The 24,227-nt window shown below is 65.8% G+C and carries 20 protein-coding genes; 12 read left to right on the top strand and 8 right to left on the bottom strand.

What is annotated here, in order from left to right:
- Positions 1–2 precede the first annotated feature (2 nt).
- The 11 genes from MTX23_RS30340 (at position 3) to MTX23_RS30290 (ending at position 12,700) form a co-directional block, all read left to right on the top strand.
- Positions 3–833, top strand: coding sequence for a carbohydrate ABC transporter permease (locus MTX23_RS30340; protein WP_280973788.1), 831 nt, complete (start codon positions 3–5; stop codon positions 831–833).
- 16 nt (positions 834–849) lie between these two features.
- Complete coding sequence (locus tag MTX23_RS30335; protein WP_280973787.1) at positions 850–1,854, top strand: ABC transporter ATP-binding protein; 1,005 nt, start codon at positions 850–852, stop codon at positions 1,852–1,854.
- Between the two features lie 85 nt (positions 1,855–1,939).
- On the top strand, positions 1,940–2,713 hold the full coding sequence (locus MTX23_RS30330; RefSeq protein ID WP_280973786.1) for an SDR family oxidoreductase: 774 nt from the start codon (positions 1,940–1,942) through the stop codon (positions 2,711–2,713).
- Positions 2,714–2,823: 110 nt separating this feature from the next.
- The gene (locus MTX23_RS30325; RefSeq protein WP_280973785.1) at positions 2,824–4,479 is read left to right on the top strand and encodes an FGGY-family carbohydrate kinase; all 1,656 of its coding nucleotides are present in this window, start codon (positions 2,824–2,826) and stop codon (positions 4,477–4,479) included.
- Between the two features lie 13 nt (positions 4,480–4,492).
- On the top strand, positions 4,493–5,431 hold the full coding sequence (locus tag MTX23_RS30320; protein WP_280973784.1) for a carbohydrate kinase: 939 nt from the start codon (positions 4,493–4,495) through the stop codon (positions 5,429–5,431).
- Positions 5,432–5,549: 118 nt separating this feature from the next.
- On the top strand, positions 5,550–6,971 hold the full coding sequence (locus tag MTX23_RS30315) for an amidase (protein ID WP_280973783.1): 1,422 nt from the start codon (positions 5,550–5,552) through the stop codon (positions 6,969–6,971).
- Positions 6,972–7,259: 288 nt separating this feature from the next.
- Positions 7,260–8,210, top strand: a complete 951-nt coding sequence (locus MTX23_RS30310) for an ABC transporter permease (protein WP_280973782.1) — start codon at positions 7,260–7,262, stop codon at positions 8,208–8,210.
- Positions 8,207–9,103: an ABC transporter permease gene (locus tag MTX23_RS30305; protein WP_280973781.1), complete on the top strand. Its 897-nt coding sequence runs from the start codon at positions 8,207–8,209 to the stop codon at positions 9,101–9,103. Before MTX23_RS30310 ends, MTX23_RS30305 begins: the two co-directional genes overlap by 4 nt.
- A 2-nt stretch (positions 9,104–9,105) precedes the next feature.
- Positions 9,106–10,116 carry an ABC transporter ATP-binding protein gene (locus MTX23_RS30300; RefSeq protein ID WP_280973780.1) on the top strand — a complete coding sequence of 337 codons (1,011 nt, stop codon included), beginning with the start codon at positions 9,106–9,108 and terminating at the stop codon, positions 10,114–10,116.
- A 2-nt stretch (positions 10,117–10,118) separates the two neighbouring features.
- The gene (locus MTX23_RS30295; RefSeq protein WP_280978260.1) at positions 10,119–11,153 is read left to right on the top strand and encodes an oligopeptide/dipeptide ABC transporter ATP-binding protein; all 1,035 of its coding nucleotides are present in this window, start codon (positions 10,119–10,121) and stop codon (positions 11,151–11,153) included.
- 56 nt (positions 11,154–11,209) lie between these two features.
- Entirely contained in the window at positions 11,210–12,700 is a 1,491-nt protein-coding gene (locus tag MTX23_RS30290; RefSeq protein WP_280973779.1) for an ABC transporter substrate-binding protein, read from the top strand.
- A 166-nt stretch (positions 12,701–12,866) separates the two neighbouring features.
- Here MTX23_RS30290 and bla read toward each other — a convergent pair whose 3' ends face one another.
- Positions 12,867–13,766 carry a class A beta-lactamase gene (bla, locus tag MTX23_RS30285; protein WP_280973778.1) on the bottom strand — a complete coding sequence of 300 codons (900 nt, stop codon included), beginning with the start codon at positions 13,764–13,766 and terminating at the stop codon, positions 12,867–12,869.
- 99 nt (positions 13,767–13,865) lie between these two features.
- Between bla and MTX23_RS30280 the strand changes: the two genes are divergently transcribed.
- Entirely contained in the window at positions 13,866–14,849 is a 984-nt protein-coding gene (locus tag MTX23_RS30280; RefSeq protein WP_280973777.1) for a LysR family transcriptional regulator, read from the top strand.
- A gap of 220 nt (positions 14,850–15,069) precedes the next feature.
- On the opposite strand, the gene MTX23_RS30275 is transcribed toward MTX23_RS30280, so the two are convergent.
- The 7 genes from MTX23_RS30275 to MTX23_RS30245 form a co-directional block, all read right to left on the bottom strand.
- Positions 15,070–16,038 carry a dipeptide ABC transporter ATP-binding protein gene (locus MTX23_RS30275; RefSeq protein ID WP_280973776.1) on the bottom strand — a complete coding sequence of 323 codons (969 nt, stop codon included), beginning with the start codon at positions 16,036–16,038 and terminating at the stop codon, positions 15,070–15,072.
- Complete coding sequence (locus tag MTX23_RS30270; RefSeq protein WP_280978259.1) at positions 16,035–17,015, bottom strand: ABC transporter ATP-binding protein; 981 nt, start codon at positions 17,013–17,015, stop codon at positions 16,035–16,037. Before MTX23_RS30270 ends, MTX23_RS30275 begins: the two co-directional genes overlap by 4 nt.
- The gene (locus MTX23_RS30265; protein ID WP_280973775.1) at positions 17,012–17,929 is read right to left on the bottom strand and encodes an ABC transporter permease; all 918 of its coding nucleotides are present in this window, start codon (positions 17,927–17,929) and stop codon (positions 17,012–17,014) included. The genes MTX23_RS30270 and MTX23_RS30265 overlap by 4 nt, the downstream gene beginning before the upstream one ends.
- Positions 17,895–18,851: an ABC transporter permease gene (locus tag MTX23_RS30260; protein ID WP_280973774.1), complete on the bottom strand. Its 957-nt coding sequence runs from the start codon at positions 18,849–18,851 to the stop codon at positions 17,895–17,897. Before MTX23_RS30260 ends, MTX23_RS30265 begins: the two co-directional genes overlap by 35 nt.
- Positions 18,852–19,080: 229 nt before the next feature.
- On the bottom strand, positions 19,081–20,871 hold the full coding sequence (locus MTX23_RS30255) for a peptide ABC transporter substrate-binding protein (protein WP_280973773.1): 1,791 nt from the start codon (positions 20,869–20,871) through the stop codon (positions 19,081–19,083).
- A 360-nt stretch (positions 20,872–21,231) separates the two neighbouring features.
- Positions 21,232–22,650, bottom strand: coding sequence for a M20 family metallopeptidase (locus tag MTX23_RS30250; protein WP_280973772.1), 1,419 nt, complete (start codon positions 22,648–22,650; stop codon positions 21,232–21,234).
- A gap of 207 nt (positions 22,651–22,857) precedes the next feature.
- Positions 22,858–23,949, bottom strand: coding sequence for a mandelate racemase/muconate lactonizing enzyme family protein (locus MTX23_RS30245; RefSeq protein ID WP_280973771.1), 1,092 nt, complete (start codon positions 23,947–23,949; stop codon positions 22,858–22,860).
- Positions 23,950–24,227: the final 278 nt, after the last annotated feature.

Below are 24,227 nucleotides of genomic sequence, written 5' to 3'. Positions count from 1 at the left end.
TCATGGCGCGGATGGTGACGACACGGCGCAAGGTGATCTCGACAGTGGCGGCCTGGCTGGTCGGCTTCGTGATCTTCTTCCCGATCCTCTGGATGGTGCTGGCGAGCTTCAAGACCGAGCTTGAAGCCTTCGCGATTCCGCCGTCGTTCCTGTTCTTCCACTGGACGACCGAGAACTACGTCACCGTGCAGGAGCGCAGCGACTACTTCCATCACGCGCTCAACTCGATCGTCATCGCCGGCGGATCGACGCTGATCGCGATGCTCATTGCGATCCCAGCCGCCTGGTCGATGGCGTTCTCGCCGACCAAGCGGACCAAGGACGTCCTGCTCTGGATGCTGTCCACCAAGATGATGCCGCCGGTCGGCGTGCTGGTGCCGATCTATCTGATCTACCGCAATCTCGGCCTGCTCGACACCCGCACCGGGCTGATCGTCATCTTGTGCCTCGGCAACCTGCCGATCGTGATCTGGATGCTGTTCACCTATTTCAAGGAGATCCCTAAGGACATCCTCGAGGCGGCGCGGATGGACGGCGCCACGATCGGGCGCGAGCTGATCTACGTGCTGACGCCGATGGCGATACCGGGGCTCGCCTCGACCCTGCTGCTCAACCTGATCCTGGCCTGGAACGAGGCGTTCTGGACGCTCAATCTGTCGACGCTGGGAGCCGCGCCGCTCACCGTATTCATCGCGTCCTATTCGAGCCCGGAGGGATTGTTCTGGGCGAAATTGTCGGCGGCGTCGACGCTCGCGATCGCGCCCATTCTCGTGCTCGGCTGGTTCAGTCAGCGGCAGCTCGTCCGCGGCCTGACCTTCGGCGCGGTCAAGTAGCAGAAAGGCTTTCGCCATGGGTCAGATTACGCTGCAGGGTGTACAAAAATCGTTCGGGCCGGTCCACATCATCAAGGGCGCCGACCTCGATATTGCCGATGGCTCGTTCGTCGTCTTCGTCGGGCCCTCCGGTTGCGGCAAGACCACGCTGCTGCGGCTGATCGCGGGGCTCGAGGACGTCACCGGCGGCGCCATCCTGATCGATGGACGCAACGTCGTCAATGTGCCGCCGGCCAAGCGCGGGCTATCGATGGTGTTCCAGTCCTACGCGCTCTATCCGCATATGAGCGTGCGCGGCAACATCGCCTTTGGGCTGAAAATGGCCGGCGCCGCGAAGGATGAGATCAACCGCAAGGTCGAGGCGGCCGCGGCCACGCTCAATCTCACGCCCTATCTCGACCGCAAGCCGCGCGAACTGTCCGGCGGCCAGCGCCAGCGCGTCGCGATCGGGCGGGCCATCGTGCGCGAGCCGAAAGCGTTCCTGTTCGACGAGCCGCTGTCGAATCTCGACGCCGCATTGCGCGTGCAGATGCGGCTCGAGGTGACGCGGCTGCAGAAGCAGCTCGGCACCACGGCGATCTACGTCACCCACGACCAGGTCGAGGCCATGACCATGGCCGACAAGATCGTCGTGCTGAACGGCGGCAAGATCGAGCAATATGGCTCGCCGCTCGAGCTCTATGAGAAGCCGGCGAACCTGTTCGTCGCCGGCTTCATCGGTTCGCCGAAGATGAATTTCATCACCGGCGAGCCTGCGAAACAGCAGGGGGCCGCCACCATCGGCGTGCGGCCCGAACACCTCAAGGTCGAGCGCAACGGGCAGGGCTGGCAGGGCACGGTGGCGGTCGCCGAGCATCTCGGCAGCGACACCTTCCTCTATGTCGACGCAGGGCCGCTCGGAACGCTCACTGCGCGCTATGTCGGCGAGCTCGGCTTGAGCCCCGGCGATCGCGTGTCGCTGATCCCCGATCAGGCCCGCATCCATCGTTTCGACGACAACGGAAAGGCGATCCGCACGTAAGACGCGGACGACTTCCAGGGTTGGAACAGCTCAGGCCGGGGGCGGGCGCCTGCGATCCTCAGGCTAACGGCAAGGGAAGAAGAAAATGTACCTCGAGAAATTCAAGCTCGGCGGCAAGACCGCCATCATCACCGGCGGCGGCCAGGGCATCGGGCTTGCCTGCGCCGAGGCGCTGGCGGAAGCCGGCGCCAAGGTCATCATCGGGGACCGTGACGCGAAAGTCGCCAGTGACGCCAAGGCAGCGCTGAAGGCGAAGGGCTTTGACGCCGAGATCGCGCTGATGGATGTCACCGATTCGAAACGCGTCGCCGAGGTCGCCGACGAGCTGGTCGGCAAATATGGAAAGGTCGACATCCTCGTCAACAATGCCGGAATCGCGCGCAGCGAAACGCCGGCCGAGACCGTGACCGACGAGCACTGGCTTAACGTCATCGATGTCAATCTGAACGGCACCTTCTGGTGCTGCCGGGCCTTCGGCAACCACATGCTGAAGGCGAAGTCCGGCACCATCGTCAATGTCGGCTCGATGTCCGGTTTCATCGTCAACAAGCCGCAGGAACAGTGCTTCTACAACGCGTCCAAGGCCGCGGTGCACCATCTGACCAAGTCGCTGGCCGCCGAATGGGCGACGCGGGGCGTTCGCGTCAACGCGGTGGCGCCGACCTATATCGAGACGCCGCTGAACGCCTTCGTGAAGAACAGCCCCAGGATGTACGACGCCTGGATCGGCGGAACCCCGATGGCCCGGATGGGCCAGGTCGACGAGATCGCCTCCGTCGTCCTGTTCCTGGCCTCCGAGGCCGCCAGCCTGATGACCGGCAGCATCGTTTTGGTCGATGGCGGCTACACTTGCTGGTAGGCTTGCGTCGAACTGGAGCATGATCCGGGACAGCGGAGAATGGTTCTCTCTCGCGACAAATGCGGCACGCGTTTGCGCGGCGATCATGCTGAAACAGAGATAGGGCGGCGATGCGGCAAGCCTATATCGGCGTGGACGTCGGGAGCGCGAGCGCCCGGGCGGGGGTGTTCGATGAGGTCGGCAAACTGCTGGGCGTGGCCCGGCATCCGATCCGCGTCTGGCACGAGGCCGGCGACATCGTCGAGCAGTCGTCCGAGGACATCTGGGCGGCCTGCGTCGCCTCCGTCCGCGGCGCGATGCGCGAGGCCGGGGGCGCGGCCAAGCACGTCAAGGGGATCGGCTTTGACGCGACCTGTTCGCTCGTGGTGCTCGATGCGGCCGGACAGCCGCTCACGGTGAGCCCGTCGGGCGATCACGCGCGCAATGTCGTAGTCTGGATGGACCACCGCGCGATGGAGGAAACCGCGTTGGTCAACGCGACGGGCGATCGCGTGCTGCGCTATGTCGGCGGCGTCATCTCCCCGGAAATGGAGATCCCGAAAATCCTCTGGCTGAAGCGGCACCTGCCCGTGACCTTCGCCGTCGCGGGGCACTTCTTCGACCTCGCCGACTATCTTTCGTTCCGCGCCACCGGATCGCTGGCGCGCTCGACATGCACGGTGACCTGCAAATGGACCTATGTGGCAGGCGAGGGCGGTTGGAGCGAAGCCTTCCTCAAGCGGGTCGGGCTCGAGGCGCTGGCCGCCGACCGCTTCGCGCGGATCGGCAGCGAGATCGTGCCGCCCGGCTCGCCGCTCGGCCGCGGGCTGTCGGAGGATGCCGCCCGCGACCTCGGCCTGCTGCCGGGAACGGCGGTCGGCGCCTCGCTGATCGATGCCCATGCCGGCGGGGTCGGCGCGATCGGCGGCCGCGACGGATCCGGCGCCGATGTCGATGTCTGCAAGCGGCTCGCCTACATCATGGGGACGTCGGCCTGCATCATGGCGACCACCGTCGAGCCCTGTTTCGTGCCGGGCGTCTGGGGGCCGTATTACTCGGGCATGGTGCCGGGCTTCTGGCTGAACGAGGGCGGTCAATCCGCAGCCGGTGCGGCGATCGATCATCTGCTCAAATCGCATCCGGCGCATGCCGATGTTCAAGCCGCGGCGAAGGCGGAAGGCATCGATGTCATCGAGCATCTCGAGAAGCGCATCCTGACCCGGGCCGGCAGTGCGGGCGCCGCGGCGCTGCTGGCGCGCAATGTGCACGTCCTGCCGGAGTTCCTCGGCAACCGCTCGCCCTATGCCGATCCGGGATCGCGCGCCGTGATCGCGGGGCTCGATCTCGACACCGATGTGTCTGCGATGGAGCGGCTGTTCGTCGCCGGCCTGTGCGGGCTCGCCTATGGCCTCGCCGACGTCATCGACGCGCTGCAGGCCCATGGCGCCAGTGGCAAGACCATCGTGATCGGCGGCGGCGCGAGCCGCAGCCCACTGGTCCGCCAGATCATGGCCGATACCACGGGATACACGGTGGCGCTGCCGCAGACGCAGGAGCCGGTGCTGCTGGGCGCTGCGATGCTGGGCGCGGTCGCAAGCGGCGGGCACAACTCGATCAACGCGGCGATGGCCGGCATGTCGGCGCTCGGGCGCCTGAGCGAGCCAACGAAGCCCGAGATGGCCGATTTTCATCGCCGGAAGCGCGGCGTGCACAGGATGTTGCGGGAGCTCGATCGCGGCGCGCGCGAGGCCATGACGAAGGCGCCCGGCGAAGCGCTCCCGACCTAAAGGTGTTTGCATCATGCTGCTCAGTTGCGGAGATGCGCTGATCGATTTCCTGCCGTCGAAGACGGCGGACGGACGCGAGGCCCTGACGCCCGCGGTCGGCGGCTCCTGCCTCAACATCGCGATCGGGATGGCGCGGCTCGATGTCCCGACGGGCTTCGTCGGCGGCATCTCCAGCGATACATTCGGCAAGATGATCGCCGACCACGCCGCAAACTCGGCCGTCGATATCAGCTACGCGACACGCAGCGATCATCAGGCGACGCTGGCGTTCGCGCGCGTGATCGGGACCGAGACCCAATACGCCTTCTATGATGCGGATACGGCGTCGCGAAACTGGGTCTACCGGCGCGGTGCGATTGCGCTCAGCGATGTCGAGTGCGTTCACACCGGTTCGACGACACTCGTCAACGACGGGGGCGCGGCCGAGACGCTGGCCTTCATCGACGATGCACGGGCGAGCGTGACGATCTCGCTCGATCCGAACTGCCGGCCGAACCTGGTCGCGGACAAGGATGCCTACCGCGCGCGCATGCTGACGTTCTGCCGCAAGGCCGACATCGTGAAGATGTCCGACGTCGACTTCGCCTATCTCTTCGGCGACGAGCCCTACGCCGACAGGGCGGAGACGCTGCTGTCGGAGGGGGCATCCCTTGTTGTCATCACGCGCGGGAACAACGGCGCTTGCGCCTGGCACCGGCAGGCCGGGCCGATCGAGGTCGAGTCGCCAGTGGTGAAAGTGGTCGATACGATCGGCGCCGGCGACAGTTTCCAGGCCGCGATGCTGGCGGCGCTGCACCGGCTTGGACGCATCGAGCGGCAGCGCTTGCGTGCCATTAGCGCGTCCGAGCTCGGGCGGGTGCTGTCCTTCGCCTGCAAATGCGCCGCCTTCACCTGCACCCGTGCGGGCGCCGATCCGCCGCGCAGCCGCGAGTTGCCCGCCGACACCTGGTAGGCCATGCGGGACCGTGGCCGTGCGGGGTGAGGCCATGCGCCCGACGCGATGGACTTGAGCCACCGCGCGCGGCACGATGCCGGCCATCGACCATATCTGATGCGAGCGCCTGTCCCGAATGAGCGACGATCTCTGTTTCCTGCCTGCCGCTGAGCTGCGCGCCCGCATCGGCCGCAAGGAGTTGTCCCCCGTCGAGGTCACCCGCGCGGTGCTTGCGCGCGCCGAGCGTTTGCAGCCCGAATTGAACTGCTTCATCACGCTGTGCGGCGACCAGGCGATGGCGCAGGCAAATGCCGCCGAGCGGCAAATGATGGCCGGCGAACCGCTCGGGCTGCTGCACGGCATTCCGTTCACGGTCAAGGATATCGTCAACACCAAGGGCGTGCGGACGACCTTTGGCGCGGTGCCGTATCAGGACAACGTGCCTGACAACGACGCCGTGGCGGTGGCCCGGCTGCGTACGCAGGGCGGAATATTGATCGGCAAGACCACGACACCGGAGTTCGGCAGCAAGTGCCTGACCGACTCGCCGCTGTTCGGCCGCACGCGCAATGCGTGGAGTGCCGAACGGTCCAGCGGCGGCTCGAGCGGCGGCGCGGCGGTGGCCGTCGCGAGCGGCATCGCGCCGCTGGCGGTTGCGACCGATGGTGGCGGCTCGACCCGGATTCCCGCGGCCTGCAACGGCGTCGTCGGGATCAAGCAGAGCAACGGCGTGATCCCGCACAGCCAGGTGCAGGACGCTTTCGGCAACCAAACCTATGTCACGCCGACCACGCGCACCGTCGCCGACACAGCATTGATGCTGCAGGCGATGGCGGGCGAGGACGCCTCCGATCCCTGGTCGATCGGTGCGCCCGTCCCTGATTATCTCGACATGGCCGCGCCCCGCGGCGATCTCAGGGGCAAGAAAGTCCTGTTCTGTTTGTCGCCGCCGGGACGGCCGGTGAGTGCGGACGTCGCGGCGTCATTCAAGACCAGCCTCGACCGGCTCGCCAGCCTCGGCGCGGAGCTCGAGGAGTTTCCCGGCGAAGGTTTTGACATCGAGCCGGTCTGGCGCGCCATCAATCACACGGTCTGGCGCACCCGCTTCGAGAAGCTCGCGGCCGATCATCCCAATGATCTGAGCGTGACCTTCCTCAAACAGCTCGCGCTTGCCGCGAAGGTCAGCGGCGTCGACTACCAGCAGGCGATGTTCGACCGCACCGCGCTTTTCCGGCGTGTGCAGTCGCTCTTCGCGCGCGGCGATTGGCTCGCGATGCCGACCCTGACCCGCACCGCGCTGCCGATCGACCAGGACCTGTTCGGCACCATCGATATCGACGGCCGGAGCTTCGACAGCGTGCGGCCGCACTGGTTTCCCTGGACCATGCTGTTCAACATGACCGGGCACCCCGCGATCAGCATCCCCTCGGGCTTCGGCCGCGACGGCCTGCCGATCGGTCTGCACCTGGTCGGCCGCTTCCGCGCCGATGCGGAACTGCTGCGCGCCGCGGCGCTGTTCGAGGCGGCGAGCACTCTGCTCGGCCGCTGGCCGTCCTGATCGTGAACGACGCGAAAGACTTGCATTCGGCCCCGAACTTGTTGAAACGTTGTTTCGAAGCATCAAGGGGAATGAATCTTGTTGAATCGGTTCGGCCGCGGACTCGGTTCACCTCTCCCCAGCGGGGAGAGGTCGATTTGCGCAGCAAATCGGGTGAGGGGGCGCTGCTACAACGAGAGACCGTACCCCTCGCCCGGCGCTACGCGCCGACCTCTCCCAAGGGAGAGGTGAACCTTCACTGCGGCTCCAGTTCGATACGATGTCACTCTGCACTGAATTCCGGCGCGCATGAGCCTGTTCATCCTACGGCGGATCCTGACCCTGGCGGCGACGCTGTTCGCCGCCTCGCTGATCATTTTCCTCGTGCTGGACGCGCTGCCCGGCAACGCCGCGCAGATGCTGATGGGCGCCGATGCCTCGCCCGACGCGGTCCGCGCGCTCGCCGTCAAGCTCGGGCTCGACCAGCCGCTGACCTACCGCTATTTGCTCTGGATCAAGGGCATGGCGGTCGGCGACCTCGGCAATAGCTATGTCTACGGCACACCGGTCGCCGGACTGATCGGCGAACGGCTGGTGCTGACCGTGCCGCTCGCGATGATGTCGATGCTGATCACGGTGGTGCTGGCGCTCGCTGCCGGTATCTACACCGCCGCCAATCATAACAAGCTCGGCGACGTCGGCGTGATGTCGCTGACCCAGGTCGGCATCGCGCTGCCGAATTTCTGGTTCGCGATCCTCCTGATCCTGCTGTTCGCGGTGAAGCTGCAATGGCTGTCGGCGGGCGGGTTTGCCGGCTGGGACGACGGCATCTGGCCGGGTATCCGCTCGCTGCTGCTGCCCTCAATCTCGCTCGCCGTGGTGCAGGCCGCAATCCTCGCCCGCGTCACGCGCTCCGCGGTGCTGGAGGTGCTGCGCGAGGACTTCGTTCGTACCGCGCGTGCAAAAGGGCTCGGCAAGCGCGAGGTGCTGTGGCGCCACGTGCTGCGCAACGCCATGGTCCCGGTCATGACGGTGATGGGCCTGCAATTCGCCAATCTGCTCGCCGGCACCATCGTGATCGAGAACGTGTTCTATCTGCCGGGCCTCGGCCGTCTGATCTTCCAGTCGATCGCCAACCGCGACCTGATCGTGGTGCGCAACTGCGTGATGCTGCTCGCGGCCATGGTCGTCGTCGTCAACTTCGTGGTCGATGTGCTCTATGCCTTCATCGATCCGCGCATCAAGGTCGGCAACCTGTGAGCGCGCCGCTGATCATTCCAGCTGATGCCCCGGCGGTTGCGCTTGGCGCGAAGCCGGCAACCGGCTTCTGGCGACGTGCGCTGCGCCATCGCAGCTTCGTTCTGGGGGCTGCACTCAGCCTGCTGGTGCTGGGAGCGGCCCTCCTGTCGCTGGTGTGGACGCCGTGGTCGGCCTACGACATCGACGTCGCGTCCAAGCTGCACCCGCCCTCGGCCGCGCACTGGCTCGGCACCGACGTGCTCGGCCGCGACATCGTCTCGCTGCTCCTGTTCGGCGCGCGCTCCACCATCATGGTCGGCGTCATCGCCGTCGGCATCGGCCTCACGTTCGGTGTCTGCCTTGGGCTGATCGCGGCCGCGCGCAAGGGGTGGACCGCGGAACTCATCATGCGAATGAGCGACTTCACCTTTGCCTTTCCCGCCGTGCTGTCCGCGATCATGCTCGCCGCCGTCGTGGGCCCGGGCATGCTGACCTCGATCACCGCGATCGGCATCTTCCAGATTCCGACCTTCGTCCGCGTCACGCGTGGATCGGCCAATGCGATCTGGGCGCGCGAGTTCATCCTCGCCGCGCGCGCCGCCGGCAAGGGCGGCTTCCGCATCACCGTCGAACATGTGCTGCCGAATATCCTGTCGATCCTGATCGTGCAGGCGACGATCCAGTTCGCGCTCGCGATCCTGGCCGAAGCCGCGCTGTCCTATCTCGGCCTCGGCACCCAGCCGCCGCAGCCGTCGTGGGGACGCATGCTGAACGACGCGCAGACGCTGCTGTTCCAGTCGCCGATGCTTGCGGTCTATCCGGGCGCCGCGATCGCGACCGCGGTGCTCGGCCTCAACCTCCTCGGCGACGGGCTGCGCGATCTGCTCGATCCAAGGCTGGCACGGGAGCGTTGAGCATGAGCGAGGCAAGTGCTCCGCTGATCGAGGTGAAGGATCTCGGCGTCAGGCTGAACACCAGCCGCGGCCCGTCGCAGGCCGTCCGCGGCGTCAGCTTCTCGCTCCGGCGCGGCGAGACGCTGGGACTGGTCGGCGAATCCGGCTGCGGCAAGTCCGTCACCGCGCTGGCCCTGATGGGGCTGTTGCCTGACAGCGCCGTCGTCAGCGGCAGCATCCGGCTCGACGGCGCGGAGCTCGTCGGCCTGTCTGATACAAGCTACTGCAGGCTGCGCGGCAACCGCATCAGCATGATCTTCCAGGAGCCGATGACCGCGCTCAATCCGATGCACACGATCGGACGGCAGGTTGCCGAGCCATTGCGCCGCCACACGGGATGCTCGGCGAGCGAAGCGCGAAAAGAGGCGATTGCCTTGCTCGATCGCGTCGGCTTGCCGGATGCCGCCAAGCGTGTCGATGCCTATCCGCACCAGTTCTCCGGCGGACAGCGCCAGCGCATCACTATCGCGATGGCGCTCGCCTGCCAGCCCGACGTGCTGATCGCCGACGAACCGACCACCGCGCTCGACGTCACGATCCAGGGACAGATCCTCGATCTGATCGCGGATCTGGTCGAGGAGCGCGGCATGTCGATGATCCTGATCTCGCACGATCTCGGCGTGATCGCCGAGAACGTCCAGCGCATGATGGTGATGTATGGCGGCACCGTCGTCGAAAGCGGCGCCATCGATGCCGTGTTCACGCGGATGGGGCATCCTTACACGCAGGGCCTGTTTCGCGCCCGCCCGCGGCTTGGCGCGCGCAAGGGGACGCGCCTCAAGACCATTGCCGGCACCGTGCCGGAGCTCGCCGATCTACCCGCAGGCTGCACCTTCGCCGACCGCTGCGCGATTGTCGACGCGCGCTGCCGTGCCGCGCTGCCGGCCGTGGTGGATGTCGGGGCGGGTCATGGCGTGCGCTGCCTGAGGACGGACGTCTCGATGGCCGAAGCTGCCGGAGGTGTCCGCGCGTGACCATGCTCGACCAGCCGCCGTCTGCGCGCGAGACGCCGCTCCTCGAGGTGAAGGACCTCGTGCAGCGCTACACGCTGCCGCGGGAACGCCTGTTCAAGCCGGCCGCGCAGGTGCGCGCGCTCAACGGCGTCACGGCGCAGGTCACCGCCGGCAAGAGCCTCGGCGTGGTCGGCGAGTCCGGCTCGGGCAAATCGACCTTTGCGCGGCTGGTGATGGCATTGGAGCGGCCGACGTCGGGGCAGGTATCGCTGCTGGGCCGCGACCTCAACCGGATGGCGGCCAACGAGCTGCGCCACGCCCGCCGCGACTTCCAGATGGTGTTCCAAGATCCCTACGGATCGCTCGATCCGCGTCAGACCACTGCGCGCATTGTCGCAGAGCCGTTGACCGCGCTGGGCCGGATCGATCGCGGCAGCTTGCGCGAGCGGGTCGCTACGGCGCTGCGGCAGGTCGGGCTACGCGACGCCGACATGGACAAGTTCCCGCATGAATTCTCCGGCGGCCAGCGCCAGCGCATCGCGATCGCCCGCGCGCTGATCACCCAGCCGAAGCTGATCGTCGCCGACGAGCCGGTCTCTGCGCTCGATGTCTCCGTGCAGGCGCAGGTGCTGAACCTGATGCAGGACCTGCAGGACGAGTTCGGGCTGAGCTACATCCTGATCAGCCACGATCTCGCGGTGGTCGATCTGCTCTGCGACGAGATCGCGGTGATGTATCTCGGCCGGATCGTCGAGCAGGGAAGCCCCGAGGATCTGTTCGCGCACTCTGCCCACCCATACACGCGCGCGCTGCTCGAGGCGGTGCCGCGTGCGCGGGCCGGCGGCGTCCGCCGGCGCCGCGGCGCGCAGGCGATCGCCTCGCAATCGTCGGGGTCGGAGGGTTGTCCCTATGCGTCCCGCTGCGTCCTGGCCGACCAGCATTGTCGCGAGACCGCGCCTGCGCTACGCACCGTAGGACAAGCCCATCAGGCTGCATGCCACCACGCCGAGGCGGTGATGGCACTGCCGCCGGCGGCGGCAGAAGCAGGGGCTGGTTAGCCCTCCGAGCGGGATTGGCCTAGGCTGACACAAGAAGACATCCGGGGAGCAAGCGAATGCTGAAGAAATTATCCATTGTCGCGGTGGCCGTCGCGTTTGCCGCGGCACCATTGCCGAGCGTGGCACAGGGCAAGAAGAACAGCGTCGTGATGGGCATGACGCTGGAGCCGCCGGGGCTCGATCCCACCACAGCGGCGGCGGCGGCGATTGCCGAAGTCACGCTCTATAACGTCTATGAGACGCTGACCAAGATCAACGAGGACGGTTCGGTGTCGCCGCTGCTCGCGGAGAGCTGGCAGGCCTCGCCCGACCTGAAGACCTACACGTTCAAGCTCCGCAAGGGCGTCAAATTCCAGAATGGCGAACCGTTCAACTCGGCGGCGGTGAAGTTCTCCTACGATCGCGCCGGCGCGGCGACCTCCACCAACAAGGACAAGAGCCTCTATCAGGCCTTCGAGTCGGTGACGGCGCCCGATGCGGATACGGTCGTGGTCGCGCTGAAATATTCTGAGCCGAACCTGCCGTTCCTGCTTGGGCAGGCGAGCGGTGCGATCGTCGAGCCGAAGAGTGCGCCCACCGATGCGACCCAGCCGGTTGGTACCGGACCTTACAAGCTCGGGGCCTGGGCCAAGGGTTCGTCGATCACCCTGGTCAAATGGCCTGACTATCGCAACGCTGCCGCGATCAAGCTGTCCAAGGTGACGATCCGTTTCATCGGCGATCCCGCCGCGCAGGTCGCGGCACTCTTGTCCGGCGACGTCGACGCATTCCCGCGCGTTGCGGCGGCACGCAGCCTTGCGCAATTCAAGACGGATCCGCGTTTCACCGTGCTGGTCGGCGGCTCCAAGGCCAAGACCATCGTCGGCATCAACGAGCGCAAGAAGCCGCTTGACGACGTGCGCGTTCGCCGCGCCATCCTCGCCGCGATCGACCGCAAGGCGATGATCGACGGTGCCGTCGATGGCTTCGGCACGCCGATCGGCAGCTTCTACACGCCGGGATCGCTCGGCTATGTCGACACCACCGCTATCAACCCCTACGACCCGGAAAAGGCCAAGAAGCTGCTCGCCGAGGCCGGCATCACCACGCCGCTCGAGCTTAGCCTCAAGCTGCCGCCGCCGCCTTATGCGCGGCAGGGCGGTGAAATCCTTGCGGCCCAGCTCGCCAAGATCGGCGTCGTCGCCAAGATCGAGAATGTGGAATGGGCGCAGTGGCTGTCGCAGGTCTTCACCGGCCCGCACAATTACGACCTGACCATCGTCTCGCATGTCGAGCCGTTCGACCTCGTGAAGCTGACCGAGCCGGATTACTATCTCGGCTACAAGTCCGAGGCGTTCAACGCGCTCTACAAGCAGATCATGGCGACGCCGGCGGAAGCCGATCGCGCCAAGCTGCTCGGCGATGCGCAGCGCATGCTGGCGACCGACGCGGTGGCCGGCTTTCTGTTCCAACCGCAATGGATCACCATCACCAGCAAGAAGCTGAAGGGCGTGTGGAAGGAAGTCCCGCAGTTCGAGAACGACTTTTCCGCGTGGTCGTGGGAGTAGCCGCTCTTTCTCCGTCATTGCGAGCGAAGCGAAGCAATCCATCTCGCCGCGCGGCGAAAGAAGGATTGCTTCGTCGCTTCAGCGCAAAATTGCTTTGCAATTTTGTCGCGGGCTCCTCGCAATGACGAGGCTGCCTACACTGACGATCTCTCGGGTTGAGGCAGAACTAACCGGTCTGTCCCGTGCTCGCATTGGCGACGGCGCGCGCGACCTTGGCGATTGCCTCGTTGCTTTGCGCCGAGTCAACCTTCGCGCCAGTCAGATAGACCGTCACGATGATCGGCTTGCGGCCGGGCGGCCAGAACACGCCGATGTCGTTGGCGGTGCCGCGCTCGCCGGTGCCGGTCTTGTCGGCAACCCGCCAGTCGCGGGGGACGCCGGCACGCAGACGGGCGCCGCCAGTCTTGTTGGCGGTCATCCAGTCCGTCAGCGTCTGGCGCGAGCCCGCCGACAGCGTCTCGCCGAGAAGTACGCGCCGCAGGTTCTTCAGCATGGCGGTCGGGCTCGTGGTGTCGCGCGGGTCGCCGGGAACGCCTTCGTTCAATGCGACCTCCCAGCGGTCGAGCCGGCTCACATTGTCGCCGATCGACCGGAAGAAGCTGGTGAGTCCCACCGGCCCGCCGATCTCGCGCAGCAGCATGTTGCCGGCGGTGTTGTCGCTCTGCGTGATCGCGGCCTCGCCGATTTCGGCAAGCGTCATGCCTGACGCGACCCGCTCCTTGGTCACCGGTGAGTAAGGTTGCAGGTCCTTGGCCTCGAACTGAACGTGTTGATCGAGGCTGGATTGACCCCGATCCACCCGGTGCAACACGGCGGCTGACGCCATCGCCTTGAAGGTGCTGCACATCGGGAAGCGTTCGTTGCCGCGCAGGTTTGCGCGCAATCCTGTCTCGGTGTCGAGCATTGCCACCCCGAGCCGCCCACCAGTCTCCTGTTCGATGCGCGCAAGCTCCTGTTGCAGCCGCTGCGTCAGGGCGTCGGTTCCCGCCGCCGCGCTTTGCCGCGGCAAGGTGAAGGAAATTGCGAGGCCCAGCGCGCGCAATCCAAATGTCCGTCTCGTCAGCATGTCTCGTCTCCGTTGGCGGCGCGAACCTGCCGAACGGCGTGACGATGCACAAACAATCATTTATACAGCGAGGCATGAGAAAAACTTGGTCATGACGTCGTGCGCCGGCATCTCCCGCTGAACGCGTTGCGCGCCTTCGAGGCCTCGGCGCGGTTGTTGAGCTTCACCCGCGCCGGGCTCGAATTGCGTGTGACGCAGACCGCGATCAGCCACCAGGTCAAGCAGCTCGAGGACATGCTGGGCGCGAACCTGTTTCGCCGCCTGCCGCGCGGCCTCGTGCTCACCGACGAGGGCCTGGCGCTGCTGCCGGTGCTGACTGACGCGCTCGATCGCATCGGCGCGGCGATCGACCGGATCGAAGCAAAGGGCACGCGCGAGGTTGTCACTGTCGGCTGCGTCGCGACTTTTGCGACCGGATGGCTGTTGCAACGCGTCGAGCGCTTCAAGCGCGCGCATCCCTATATCGACCTGCGTCTGTTGACCAACAACAACCGCGTCGACATCGCCGGCGACGGGCTCGATCTCGCGCTTCGCTTCGGCGACGGCTCGTGGCACGGCACCGGGGCGATCCATCTTCTCGCCGCGCCGCTGTCGCCGGTATGCCGCCCCGATGTCGCCGGCCGTCTGCGCAAGCCCGCCGATCTCGCAAAGGAGGTCTTGCTGCGCTCCTACCGTGCCGAGGAATGGCCGCTGTGGTTTGCGGTGGCGGGCTCGCAATGTCCGAAGATCCAGGGCCCGATCTTCGATAGTTCCGTCGCGATGGCCGAAGCCGCCGCGCGCGGCGTCGGCGTCGGCCTCGTCCCGGTCGCGATGTTTCATAACGAGCTCGCCTCGGGCCGGCTGGTGCGGCCGTTCGCCGCCGAGGTGCCGGCCGGGTCCTATTGGCTCACCTGGCTCAAGTCGAAGGACATGACGCCGGGCATGCGCGCGTTCCGCGACTGGATGCTCGACACGTTGCGGGCGGACGCAGACGATGCGGAAGATGCGATCGTCGGGCAGGCGCCTGCGTCGCCGGGGCGCGTGAAGGCCAAGTCACAAACCAAGACGAAGAGGGCGCCTGCGCGAACGACACGTCGTCGCTGACGTGAAGTGAGATGTTCCAGCATCCGCAACTGCGCCCCCTCTCCCGCTTGCGGGGGAGGGCTGGGGTGGGGGCTCTCTCCACGAATCGCATCGCGGAGAGAGCCCCACCCGGATCGCATCTATCGATGCGATCCGGCCGCCCCCGCAAGCGGGCGAGGCGAAGTGGGCTCGCGGACAAGGCAAACTCAACGCGCGTGAGCGTTCGTTCGTAGTGCGCGCGCTACGCCAGGTGGCACGCCACGAAATGCCCGTTGGCGCCCTGTCGCAATTCCGGCGCGCTCTGCCGGCAGCGCGCTTCCGCGATCGGGCAGCGGGTGTGGAAGTGACAGCCCTTCGGCGGATTCATCGGGCTCGGCACGTCGCCCTTGAGGCGGATGCGCTCGCGCTTTGCCTTGGGGTCCGGCACCGGCACGGCCGAGAGCAGCGCCTTGGTGTAAGGATGCTGCGGATTGCGGTACAGGTCGTTCGCCTTGGCGAGCTCGACGATGCGGCCCAGATACATCACCGCGACGCGGTCGGAGATGTGCTCCACCACGGAGAGATCGTGAGCGACGAACAGATAGGTGAGGTTCAGCTCGGCCTGCAGATCTTCCAGGAGGTTGATCACCTGGGCCTGGATCGAGACGTCGAGCGCCGACACCGGCTCGTCGCAGACCAGCAGCTTCGGCTCCAGCGCCAGGGCCCTTGCGATCGCAATGCGCTGGCGTTGGCCGCCGGAGAATTCGTGCGGGTAGCGCTGCATGTGCTCGGCCTTCAGCCCGACCTTGACCAGCAGGCTGGCTACGCGTTCCTCCCGCTCGCTGGCCGATTTGGCGAGGTTATGGATGATGAAGGGTTCGCCGAGGATCGCGCCGATCGTCATGCGCGGATTGAGCGAGGCAAACGGATCCTGGAACACGAGCTGCATGTTGCGCCGCATGGCGCGGAGGTCGCCGCCGCCGAGGCCGGTCACGCTCTTTCCGTCGAACACCACCTCGCCCGAGGTCGGCTCGATCAGGCGCAGGACGCAGCGCCCGGTGGTGGATTTGCCGCAACCGGATTCGCCGACCAGCCCGAGCGTCTCGCCGCGGTTGACCGAGAACGACACGCCGTCGACCGCATAGACCTGCCCGACTTCGCGCGACAATAGGCCACCCAGCACCGGAAAATGCTTCTTCAGATCGGTGACGCGCAGCAGGGGTTCACTCATGACGCGTCTCCGAGGTGGCAGGCCATGCGGTGGCCCGGTGCGATCTCACGCAAGCGTGGCTCTTGCTCGGTGCAGATGCTCATGGCGTAACGGCAGCGCGGCGCGAAGCGGCAGCCGCGTGTGGGATTGATCAGGATCGGCACCGAGCCGCCGATCGCCTCCAGCCGCGTTTTGTGCTCGGCGTCGAGATCGATGCGCGGGATCGATCGGATCAGGCCCTGCGTGTAGGGATGGCGCGGTTCGCTGAACAGCTCATCGACCGGCGCCTCCTCCACCACCTTGCCGGCATACATCACGACGACGCGCTGCGCGGTTTCCGCGACCACGCCCATCGCATGGGTGATCAGCATCACCGCCATGCCGAAGCGCTCCTTCATGTCCTGCAAGAGGTCGAGGATCTGTGCCTGGATGGTGACGTCGAGCGCCGTGGTCGGCTCGTCGGCGATCACGAGCTTGGGGCGGCAGGCCAGCGCCATCGCGATCATGACGCGTTGGCGCATGCCGCCGGAGAACTGGTGCGGATAATGGTGGACGCGGCCTTCGGCGTTCGGGATCTGCACCAGCTTCAGCATGTCGATGGTGCGCTCGAGCGCCTGCTTCTTGTTGAGCGCCTCGTGGCGGCGCAGGCTCTCGGCGATCTGCTCGCCGATGGTCAGCACCGGATTGAGCGAGGTCATCGGCTCCTGGAAGATGAAGCCGATCTCCTTGGCCCTGATGTCGTCGAGCTGCTTGCTGGTCAGCGGCACTAGGTCGCGGCCCTCGAACATGATCTGGCCCGCGACGATGCGGCCGGGCGGCATCGCGATCAGCTTCAGGATCGACATCGCGGTGACGGTCTTGCCGCAGCCAGATTCGCCGACGACGCAGAGCGTCTCGCCCTTGTTGATGCTGATGTCGACGCCATCGACCGCCTGCAGGATGCCGGCGTCGGTGGCGAAGTGGGTCTTCAGGCCCTTGATCTCGAGCAGCGCCATCAGATCACCTTGCGCGCGTCGAGCGCGTCGCGCAGCCCGTCGCCGATGAAGTTGATGGCGACGACCGTAATGAAGATCGCGCCGCCGGGAAACAGCGCCCAGTGCGGGCCGATATCGAGAAAGTCCTTGGCGTCATAGAGAATGCGGCCCCAGGTCGGAGTGTCGGGCGGAAAGCCGAGGCCGAGGAACGATAGCGTCGACTCGGCGATGATGGCGGCGGCGACGTCGATCGTGCCGGCGATGATGACGGGTCCGAGCGCGTTGGGCAGGATATGGCGCACCACCTGCCGCACCGGGCTGGCGCCGAGCGCCCGCGCGGCCTCCACGAATTCCTTTTCACGCAAGGAGAGGAACTGGGCGCGCACCAGGCGCGCGACCGGCATCCAGCGCAAGCCGCCGATAACAAGCACGATCAGGATGAAGATGCCGCCCTCCGGGCCGAACACCGCCTTGAGCCCGTCGCGGAACAGATAGATCAAGAGCAGCAGCAGCGGCAGCTGCGGCAGCGACAGGAACAGGTCGGTGAGCCACATCAAGGCGTAACCGAGCGCGCCGCGCGACATGCCGGCGAGCGCGCCGATCAAGGTGCCGACGAACACCGAAACCAGCATCGCGGCGAGCCCGACCGCAAGCGAGATCCGCCCGCCATAGATCATGCGGGCGAGCAGGTCCTGGCCGAGATCGTCGGTGCCGAAGGGATGCGCCAGCGACGGCCCTTGTAGGCCTGCCACGACATCGATGTCGTTGATCGAGACGCGCCAGACCAAGGGGCCGATCACGACGGCCAGGATCAATAACAGCAGCAGCACGGCGCTGATCACCGCCGGCTTGTGCCGGCGATAGCGCCGCCAGGTCTCCCGCAGGGGTGAGTAGCGGCGCCGTTCAGCGGAAGGAGATGCGAGGGTCAAGCCAGCCATAGAGGACATCTGCGATCAGGTTGAACAGAACCACGAGACACGCGAAGACGAAGGTCACGGCCATCACGACCGGCGTGTCATTGGCGAGGATGGAGGAAATCAGCAGCGAGCCGATGCCCGGAATGCGGAAGATCTGCTCGGTAACGATCGCGCCGCCGAACACCGCGGGCATCTGCAGTGCGATCAGGGTGACGACCGGGATCATCGCGTTGCGCATCACATGCTTGATGATCACCTTGGCCTGGCCGAGCCCCTTGGCGCGGGCGGTGGTGACATAGTCGAGGCGGATCACGTCGAGCATCGCCGAACGCACGAAGCGGGTCATCGACGCCGCCTGGAACAGGCCGAGCACCATCACCGGCATGATCGCCTGCCGGATCGTCTCCAGCAGCCAGGGAATCCCGGTCCCCGGCACGTCGGTGTAGACGAACGGCAGCCAGTCCAGCTTCACCGAGAAGATCAGGATGAACAGGATGCCGGTGAAGAAGGTCGGCAGCGAGAAGCCGATGAAGGCAAAGGTGTTGGCGAGGCTGTCGAACAGCGAATAGGGGCGGGTGGCGGCATAGACGCCGACCGGGATCGCGATCAGCAGCGCCAGGATCTGCGCCGAGCCGATGACATAGAGCGTGGCCGGCAGCCGCTGCAGGATCAGCGTGTCGACATCCACCCGGCTGACGAAGGAGAATCCCCAATCGCCATGGGCCATGGCCGAGAGCCAATGCAGGTAGCGAAGATAGATCGGGTCATCGAGCCCGAACTTGGCGCGAAGCGCAGCCTGGACCTCGGGCGGCACGTTCGGATTGGTGGCGAGCTCGCTGAACGGGTCGCCCGGCGCGAGCGCGAGCACGATGAACAGCACGAGCGAGATCCCGAGCAGGCTCGGGATCGCGATCATCAGGCGACGCAGGATATATTGACTCATGGCCGAACAGTGAGATCAGGCGGAATAGCGACCGCGAAGGAATTGCACTCCCTCTCCCGCTTGCGGGGGAGGGGTGGGGTGGGGGTATCGCCGCGAGTCCCATCGTGGAGAGAGCCCCCACCCGCTGCGCTCTCTGAGCGCAGCGACCTCCCCCGCAAGCGGGAGAGGTGGGGCAGCATCGCCGAGAGGCCGGCTCGACCGGAGATCGCTTCGCGGTAACACCGCCGCGTCATGCCTCCCGGTACCAGTCCTGCAGATTGTCGGTCTGGTTGGCCCAGCCGGAGAGCGCCGGCCGCAGCGTGTTGGAGCAGGCTTCGACCGCGAGGCGATGCATCACGGGGATCAACACCGTGTTCTCCCACAGCAGGTCGTTGCACTTGATGTAGAGGTCCGCGCGCTTGATCGGATCGGTCTCGGTATCCGCCGCATCGATCGCGGCGTCGTAATCCTTGTTGACCCAACGCGGGAAATTCTGGCCCTGCCACTTGTTCTCCTTGGTGGCGACATTGCGCGAGAGGTAGCGGCGCATGTGCAGGGCGGGATCGGGCTGGGTCATCGGGATCTGGAACATCTCGATGTCGGCGTAGAACTTGGAGTAGGTGTCAGGGTTGGCGACGTCGGAGGAGAAGAACACCGAGGCCACCACCGACTTCAGCTCGACGTCGATCCCGGCCTTCTGGCAGGCCTGCTTGACGATCGCCTGGGTCTTCTGGCGCGGCCCGTTGATCGAGGTCTGGTAGAGCAGCTTCAGCCGCTTGCCGTCCTTCCCGCGGATGCCGTCCGAGCCCGCCTTCCAGCCGGCCTGTTCCAGAAGCTGGCTCGCTTTCTCGATGTTGAACTCCCATTTGGTGTTCTTGGACACGAACTCCTCGGGGCCGTTGAGATAGTTCGCGGTGGTGCGTCCGGCGCGGCCGTAGATCACCTTCTTCACGGAGTCGCGGTCGACCAGCATCGCAAGCGCCTTGCGCACGGCCGGATCTGACAGGATCGGATGCTTGGTCTTCATCGACGAGCGTTCGCCGTCGACTTCAACGTTGGGGTCGGTGAAGTTGATCGCGATGAATTCGATGTCGCCGCCGACCGCGTAGAGGGTCTTGCCCTTACCGCCCTTTTCCAGGCGCAGCAGCACCTCGTCTTCAACCTGGATGTTCCAGGCGAAATCATATTCGCCGGTCTGGATCACCGCGCGCGCCGCCGAGACGGCATCGCCGCCGCCCTTCATCTCGACCGTGTCGAAATAGGGGCGGTTCGGCATGTGGTAGTCCGGATTGATCTCGCCGCGCACCAGATCGCCCGGCTTGAACTCGACGAACTTGTAGGGACCGGTGCCGACCGGCTTCAGATTGTTCGGCGCCTCGCGGGACTTGCCGCCCTTGTACTCCGCGAACAAATGCTTCGGAATGATGCAGCCATAGGCGCCGACGAAGGCGTTGGCCCAGAACGGCGTCGGCTTCTTGAAGTTGATCCGGACAGTGAGGTCGTCAACCTTCTCGACGGTCATATCGGCGTAGGTGCCGCTGGAGACGGCCGCTGTCGCCGGATCGGTGGCATATTCCCAGTTGAACACGACGTCGTCGGCGGTGAACGGCTTTCCGTCATGCCATTTGACGCCGGGCTTGAGCTTCCACGTCACCGATTTGGCGTCGGCGGAGAGCCCGCCGTTCTTGATCGAAGGGATTTCCGCGGCAAGGATCGGGTTGAGATGGCCGTCGACGTCCCAGCTCGCGAGCGGTTCGTAGAACAGGCGCGAACCGTCCTGGTCCTTGGTGCCGGTGGCGAAATGCGGATTGAGCAGGGTGGGGCCCTGCCACCACAACAGCTTCAACGGACCGCCGCCGCCGCGCTTGGTCGGCTTGTAGGGGTTGGGGCTCTGCGCCATCGCGACGCCGCCGATGGCGAGGATCTGGTTGGCCATCGGCGCGGTGAGGCCGACGGCAATCATCCGCTTGACGAAGGCGCGGCGATCCATGCGTCCGCCCTTCACGTCGTCGATCATGCTGCGCAGGTCTTTGTCGAACATAGTCCCCTCGTCCGGTTCCGGTGATTGCGGCTGGCCGCGGATTGGGCCGCCGGTTATTTGGCCGCAGATGGCACACCGAATGATCGCGCAGGTCAACGCCTCACGCGGCTCAGCCCATTGGTCTTTTGGCTATCGCTTGTGCAGAAGGCGGCGCTGCCGCACAGGGCTTCGGCATTTCCGCGCCAAAGCATGCTCCCGCACCCCTTGGCGTGCGGAAAATTCGTTCGTTATCCTTTGTTCCGATGCGTTTTTTTGGCACGCGCCAAAATTAGCCCGGGATCATGTCCGGGCGAGGTCCTGGATTTAATCCAGGACTGCCCGGGATCAGATTTCGGATGCGTCCCGATTCGCAGCCGGCGGTCAGACTACCGACATGTCCAACGGCGGTGCAACATTTGCCGGCAGCGGGCTGACGTAAGGCGTCCGGGTGGTCCGCTTTGTCAGGTCCGCCTTGGCCGCGGCGATCAGCTCCGGCTCCATCAGCGCCTTGACGCCGAGACCGGCCATCGCCTTGGCGGCCTGCACCATCGCCTTGTGCGCCGCAGGCGTCTTGCCCTGCGCCACAACCTGCCAGGTGTGGAACGGCGTGCCGATTGCAACCGTCGGTGCATGGACCTGCACGGTCGGCACCACCCAGCTGACGTCGCCGACATCGGTCGAGCCGATCAGCGGATTGCGCTTGGCATCGATCGGCACCAGGAAGTCGGCCAGCGGCCGATCGGTCGGGTCCATGCCGATCGCGTAATAGACCGAGGCGATGTCCTTGTCGGTCAGGGTCGCGCGGATCTTGCTGGCGAAATCCTTGTCGGCGTCGTCGAAATGCGGCGGCCCGAGATCTTCCATGATCCGGTGCAGCTCCTGCTCCAGCGGCGTGTTGGGCAGGATGTTGGAGACCGCGGAGATGACCTTCATCTCCACCTTGGTCTCGGTCATCAGCGCCGCGCCCTGCGCGATCTTGTGCACGCGCTCGACCAGCTCGTTCATGCCGGGCAGGTCGCGGGCGCGGATCGAATAGCGCACGCGGGCATGGGCCTGCACCACGTTGGGCGCAATCCCGCCGGTGTCGAGCAGCGCGTAGTGCACGCGGGCGTCGCTCGGCATGTGCTCGCGCATGTAGTTGACGCCGACATTCATCAGCTCGACCGCATCGAGCGCGCTGCGGCCGAGATGCGGCGAGGCCGAGGCATGCGAGGTGCGCCCGGTGAAGGTGAAATCGGCGCGCGTGTTGGCGAGCGACGGCGTCACCGCCACCTCCCAGAAGCTGTGCGGGTGCCAGGTGATGGCGATGTCGGCGTCGTCGAACGCGCCGGAGCGCACCATGAAGGCCTTCGCGGCGCCGCCTTCCTCGGCGGGGCAGCCGTAATAGCGCACGCGCCCCGGCACTTTGTTGGCGGCCAGCCAGTCCTTCACCGCGGTGGCGGCGAGCAGGGCGGAGGAGCCGAGCAGATTGTGGCCGCAACCATGGCCGTGGCCGTCGACCTCGATCGGACGATGCTCGGCGACGCCGGCCTCCTGGCTGAGGCCGGGCAGCGCGTCATACTCGCCAAGGAAGGCGATGACCGGGCCGCCTTCACCCCATTCGCCCATCAGCGCGGTCGGAATGCCGGCGACGTTCTCGGTGATGCGAAATCCCTGATGCCGTAGCTCGGCCAGATGTTCGGCGGACGACCGTGCCTCGGTGTAGCAGACCTCCGGCATCCCCCACACACGGTCGCTCAATTCGATGAAACGCGGCTTGATCGCGTCGACGCCACGCCAAACATCACTGCGGTTGTCCATTTGCTCCGGTTCCTATTCTTGCAAAGGCAAATCTGAAGCGCGGAAAGCTAGCAGCTCGCCGCGAGCCCGCCTAGCGCTCGCCGGGAGACCAGCGTTTCGGCAATGTCCCGTCTAGCCGTGATGATCTGCTTCGGGGAGAGGTGAAGGCAGACCGCGGCCAGAGCGATACACTCCAGATTGATCGTGCCCAGGGGCGCCGCGGCGCCATCATCGCGCGTTGAGCCGGTCCAATCCTGTCCAGTCGAACGCAACGCCGTGCCCCGGCCGATCCGGAGCGATCGCCATGCCCTGCTCGAGCACCAGCGGATTTGCGATGTAACGGTCGAGGCCGAAGCCGTGCGCCTCGAGGTAGGAGCGATTCGGGCAGGCCGCCAGCAGATGGACGGTGATGTCATGCGCGCCGTGGCTGGTGATCGGGATGTTGAAGGCCTCGGCAAGGCGCGCGATCTTCATGAAGCTGGTGACGCCGCCGCAATTGGTGACATCAGGCTCGGCATAGGACAGCGCGCCGCCAGCGATGTATGGCTTGAACTCCCACACGCTGCGCAGGTTTTCGCCGGCCGCGATCGGCACGCCGCCGGCTTGCAGGATGCGCGCGTGGCCAGCGACGTCGTCGGGAATGGTCGGCTCCTCCAGCCAGGTCAGGTCGAAAGGTTGCAAGGCCCGCGCGGCACGGATCGCCTCCTCGACGGTCCATTTCATGTTGGCGTCGGCCATCAGCGGAAACTCATCGCCGAGATGGCCGCGCATCGCCTTCACGCGCGTCACGTCGGATGCGAGGCTGGGCCGGCCGACCTTCATCTTGATGGCGCGAAAGCCCTTCGCGAGATTGTCGTCGGTCTGCTTCAGCAGACCATCCAGCGGCAGGTCGAGATCGATGCCGCCGGCGTAGCAGGGCACGCGCGGGTCGAACCCACCGAGCAGCCGCCACAGCGGCAGCGACGCCCGCCGCGCCTTCAGATCCCACAACGCGATGTCAAGCGCGGAGAGTGCCAGCACCGCCGGTCCGCCGCGCCCGCCATAGTGCAGCGCCCACCACACTCTGTGCCAGAGCTGCTCGGTGTCCTCGGCCTCCATCTCGAGCGTGATCTCGCAGATCTCGCGGGTCAGGATGTCGGCGATGGCACCGCCATTGCGCCCGACCGTGTAGGTGTAACCGGTTCCTTCCGCGCCGTCGGCGTCGCGGGCGCGGATCGTAATCAGCTCGAACGCCTTGATCTCGCCATGCGTGCTGTCGCTCAGCACGGTCGGCAGCGGGATCTTGTAGAAGCCCACCGTGAAGTCCTTGAGGATGGCCACGTCGGGAACTCCTTGATCAAGGGATGGTATGCGCCAGCGCGCACTGCACGATCCCAAAAGCCGGCGCCAGCCGCAACCACCTGCGGCTGAATGTCAGTCTTGAGCGATCGGTGTGTCTTCGCAACGGCCGTCGATGTGACCGGGATTCTCTGCAACGGGCAGGAGGGTGTACGGCAGAATGGCTGACTAATGACAACATATTGCTTTACTTGTGATTGCTGTTTGAATGAAACGTAGTTGAAGCGCGCGATAAATCGCGATAAGCGTACGCAATATAC

This window comes from Bradyrhizobium sp. ISRA436 (assembly GCF_029910015.1).
Classification (GTDB): domain Bacteria; phylum Pseudomonadota; class Alphaproteobacteria; order Rhizobiales; family Xanthobacteraceae; genus Bradyrhizobium.
The sequence above is the reverse complement of the archived record's forward strand: the minus strand, read 5'-3'. Positions and strand labels throughout refer to the sequence as shown.

Coding starts and splice junctions, on each gene's coding strand:
- MTX23_RS30325 (WP_280973785.1), top strand. CDS start 2,824: ATGCGGCAAGCCTATATCGGCGTGGACGTCGGGAGCGCGAGCGCCCGG.
- MTX23_RS30315 (WP_280973783.1), top strand. CDS start 5,550: ATGAGCGACGATCTCTGTTTCCTGCCTGCCGCTGAGCTGCGCGCCCGC.
- MTX23_RS30250 (WP_280973772.1), bottom strand. CDS start 22,650: ATGGACAACCGCAGTGATGTTTGGCGTGGCGTCGACGCGATCAAGCCG.
- MTX23_RS30275 (WP_280973776.1), bottom strand. CDS start 16,038: ATGAGTGAACCCCTGCTGCGCGTCACCGATCTGAAGAAGCATTTTCCG.
- MTX23_RS30260 (WP_280973774.1), bottom strand. CDS start 18,851: ATGAGTCAATATATCCTGCGTCGCCTGATGATCGCGATCCCGAGCCTG.
- bla (WP_280973778.1), bottom strand. CDS start 13,766: ATGCTGACGAGACGGACATTTGGATTGCGCGCGCTGGGCCTCGCAATT.
- MTX23_RS30290 (WP_280973779.1), top strand. CDS start 11,210: ATGCTGAAGAAATTATCCATTGTCGCGGTGGCCGTCGCGTTTGCCGCG.
- MTX23_RS30330 (WP_280973786.1), top strand. CDS start 1,940: ATGTACCTCGAGAAATTCAAGCTCGGCGGCAAGACCGCCATCATCACC.
- MTX23_RS30320 (WP_280973784.1), top strand. CDS start 4,493: ATGCTGCTCAGTTGCGGAGATGCGCTGATCGATTTCCTGCCGTCGAAG.
- MTX23_RS30300 (WP_280973780.1), top strand. CDS start 9,106: ATGAGCGAGGCAAGTGCTCCGCTGATCGAGGTGAAGGATCTCGGCGTC.
- MTX23_RS30255 (WP_280973773.1), bottom strand. CDS start 20,871: ATGTTCGACAAAGACCTGCGCAGCATGATCGACGACGTGAAGGGCGGA.
- MTX23_RS30335 (WP_280973787.1), top strand. CDS start 850: ATGGGTCAGATTACGCTGCAGGGTGTACAAAAATCGTTCGGGCCGGTC.
- MTX23_RS30310 (WP_280973782.1), top strand. CDS start 7,260: ATGAGCCTGTTCATCCTACGGCGGATCCTGACCCTGGCGGCGACGCTG.
- MTX23_RS30340 (WP_280973788.1), top strand. CDS start 3: ATGGCGCGGATGGTGACGACACGGCGCAAGGTGATCTCGACAGTGGCG.
- MTX23_RS30265 (WP_280973775.1), bottom strand. CDS start 17,929: ATGGCTGGCTTGACCCTCGCATCTCCTTCCGCTGAACGGCGCCGCTAC.
- MTX23_RS30295 (WP_280978260.1), top strand. CDS start 10,119: ATGCTCGACCAGCCGCCGTCTGCGCGCGAGACGCCGCTCCTCGAGGTG.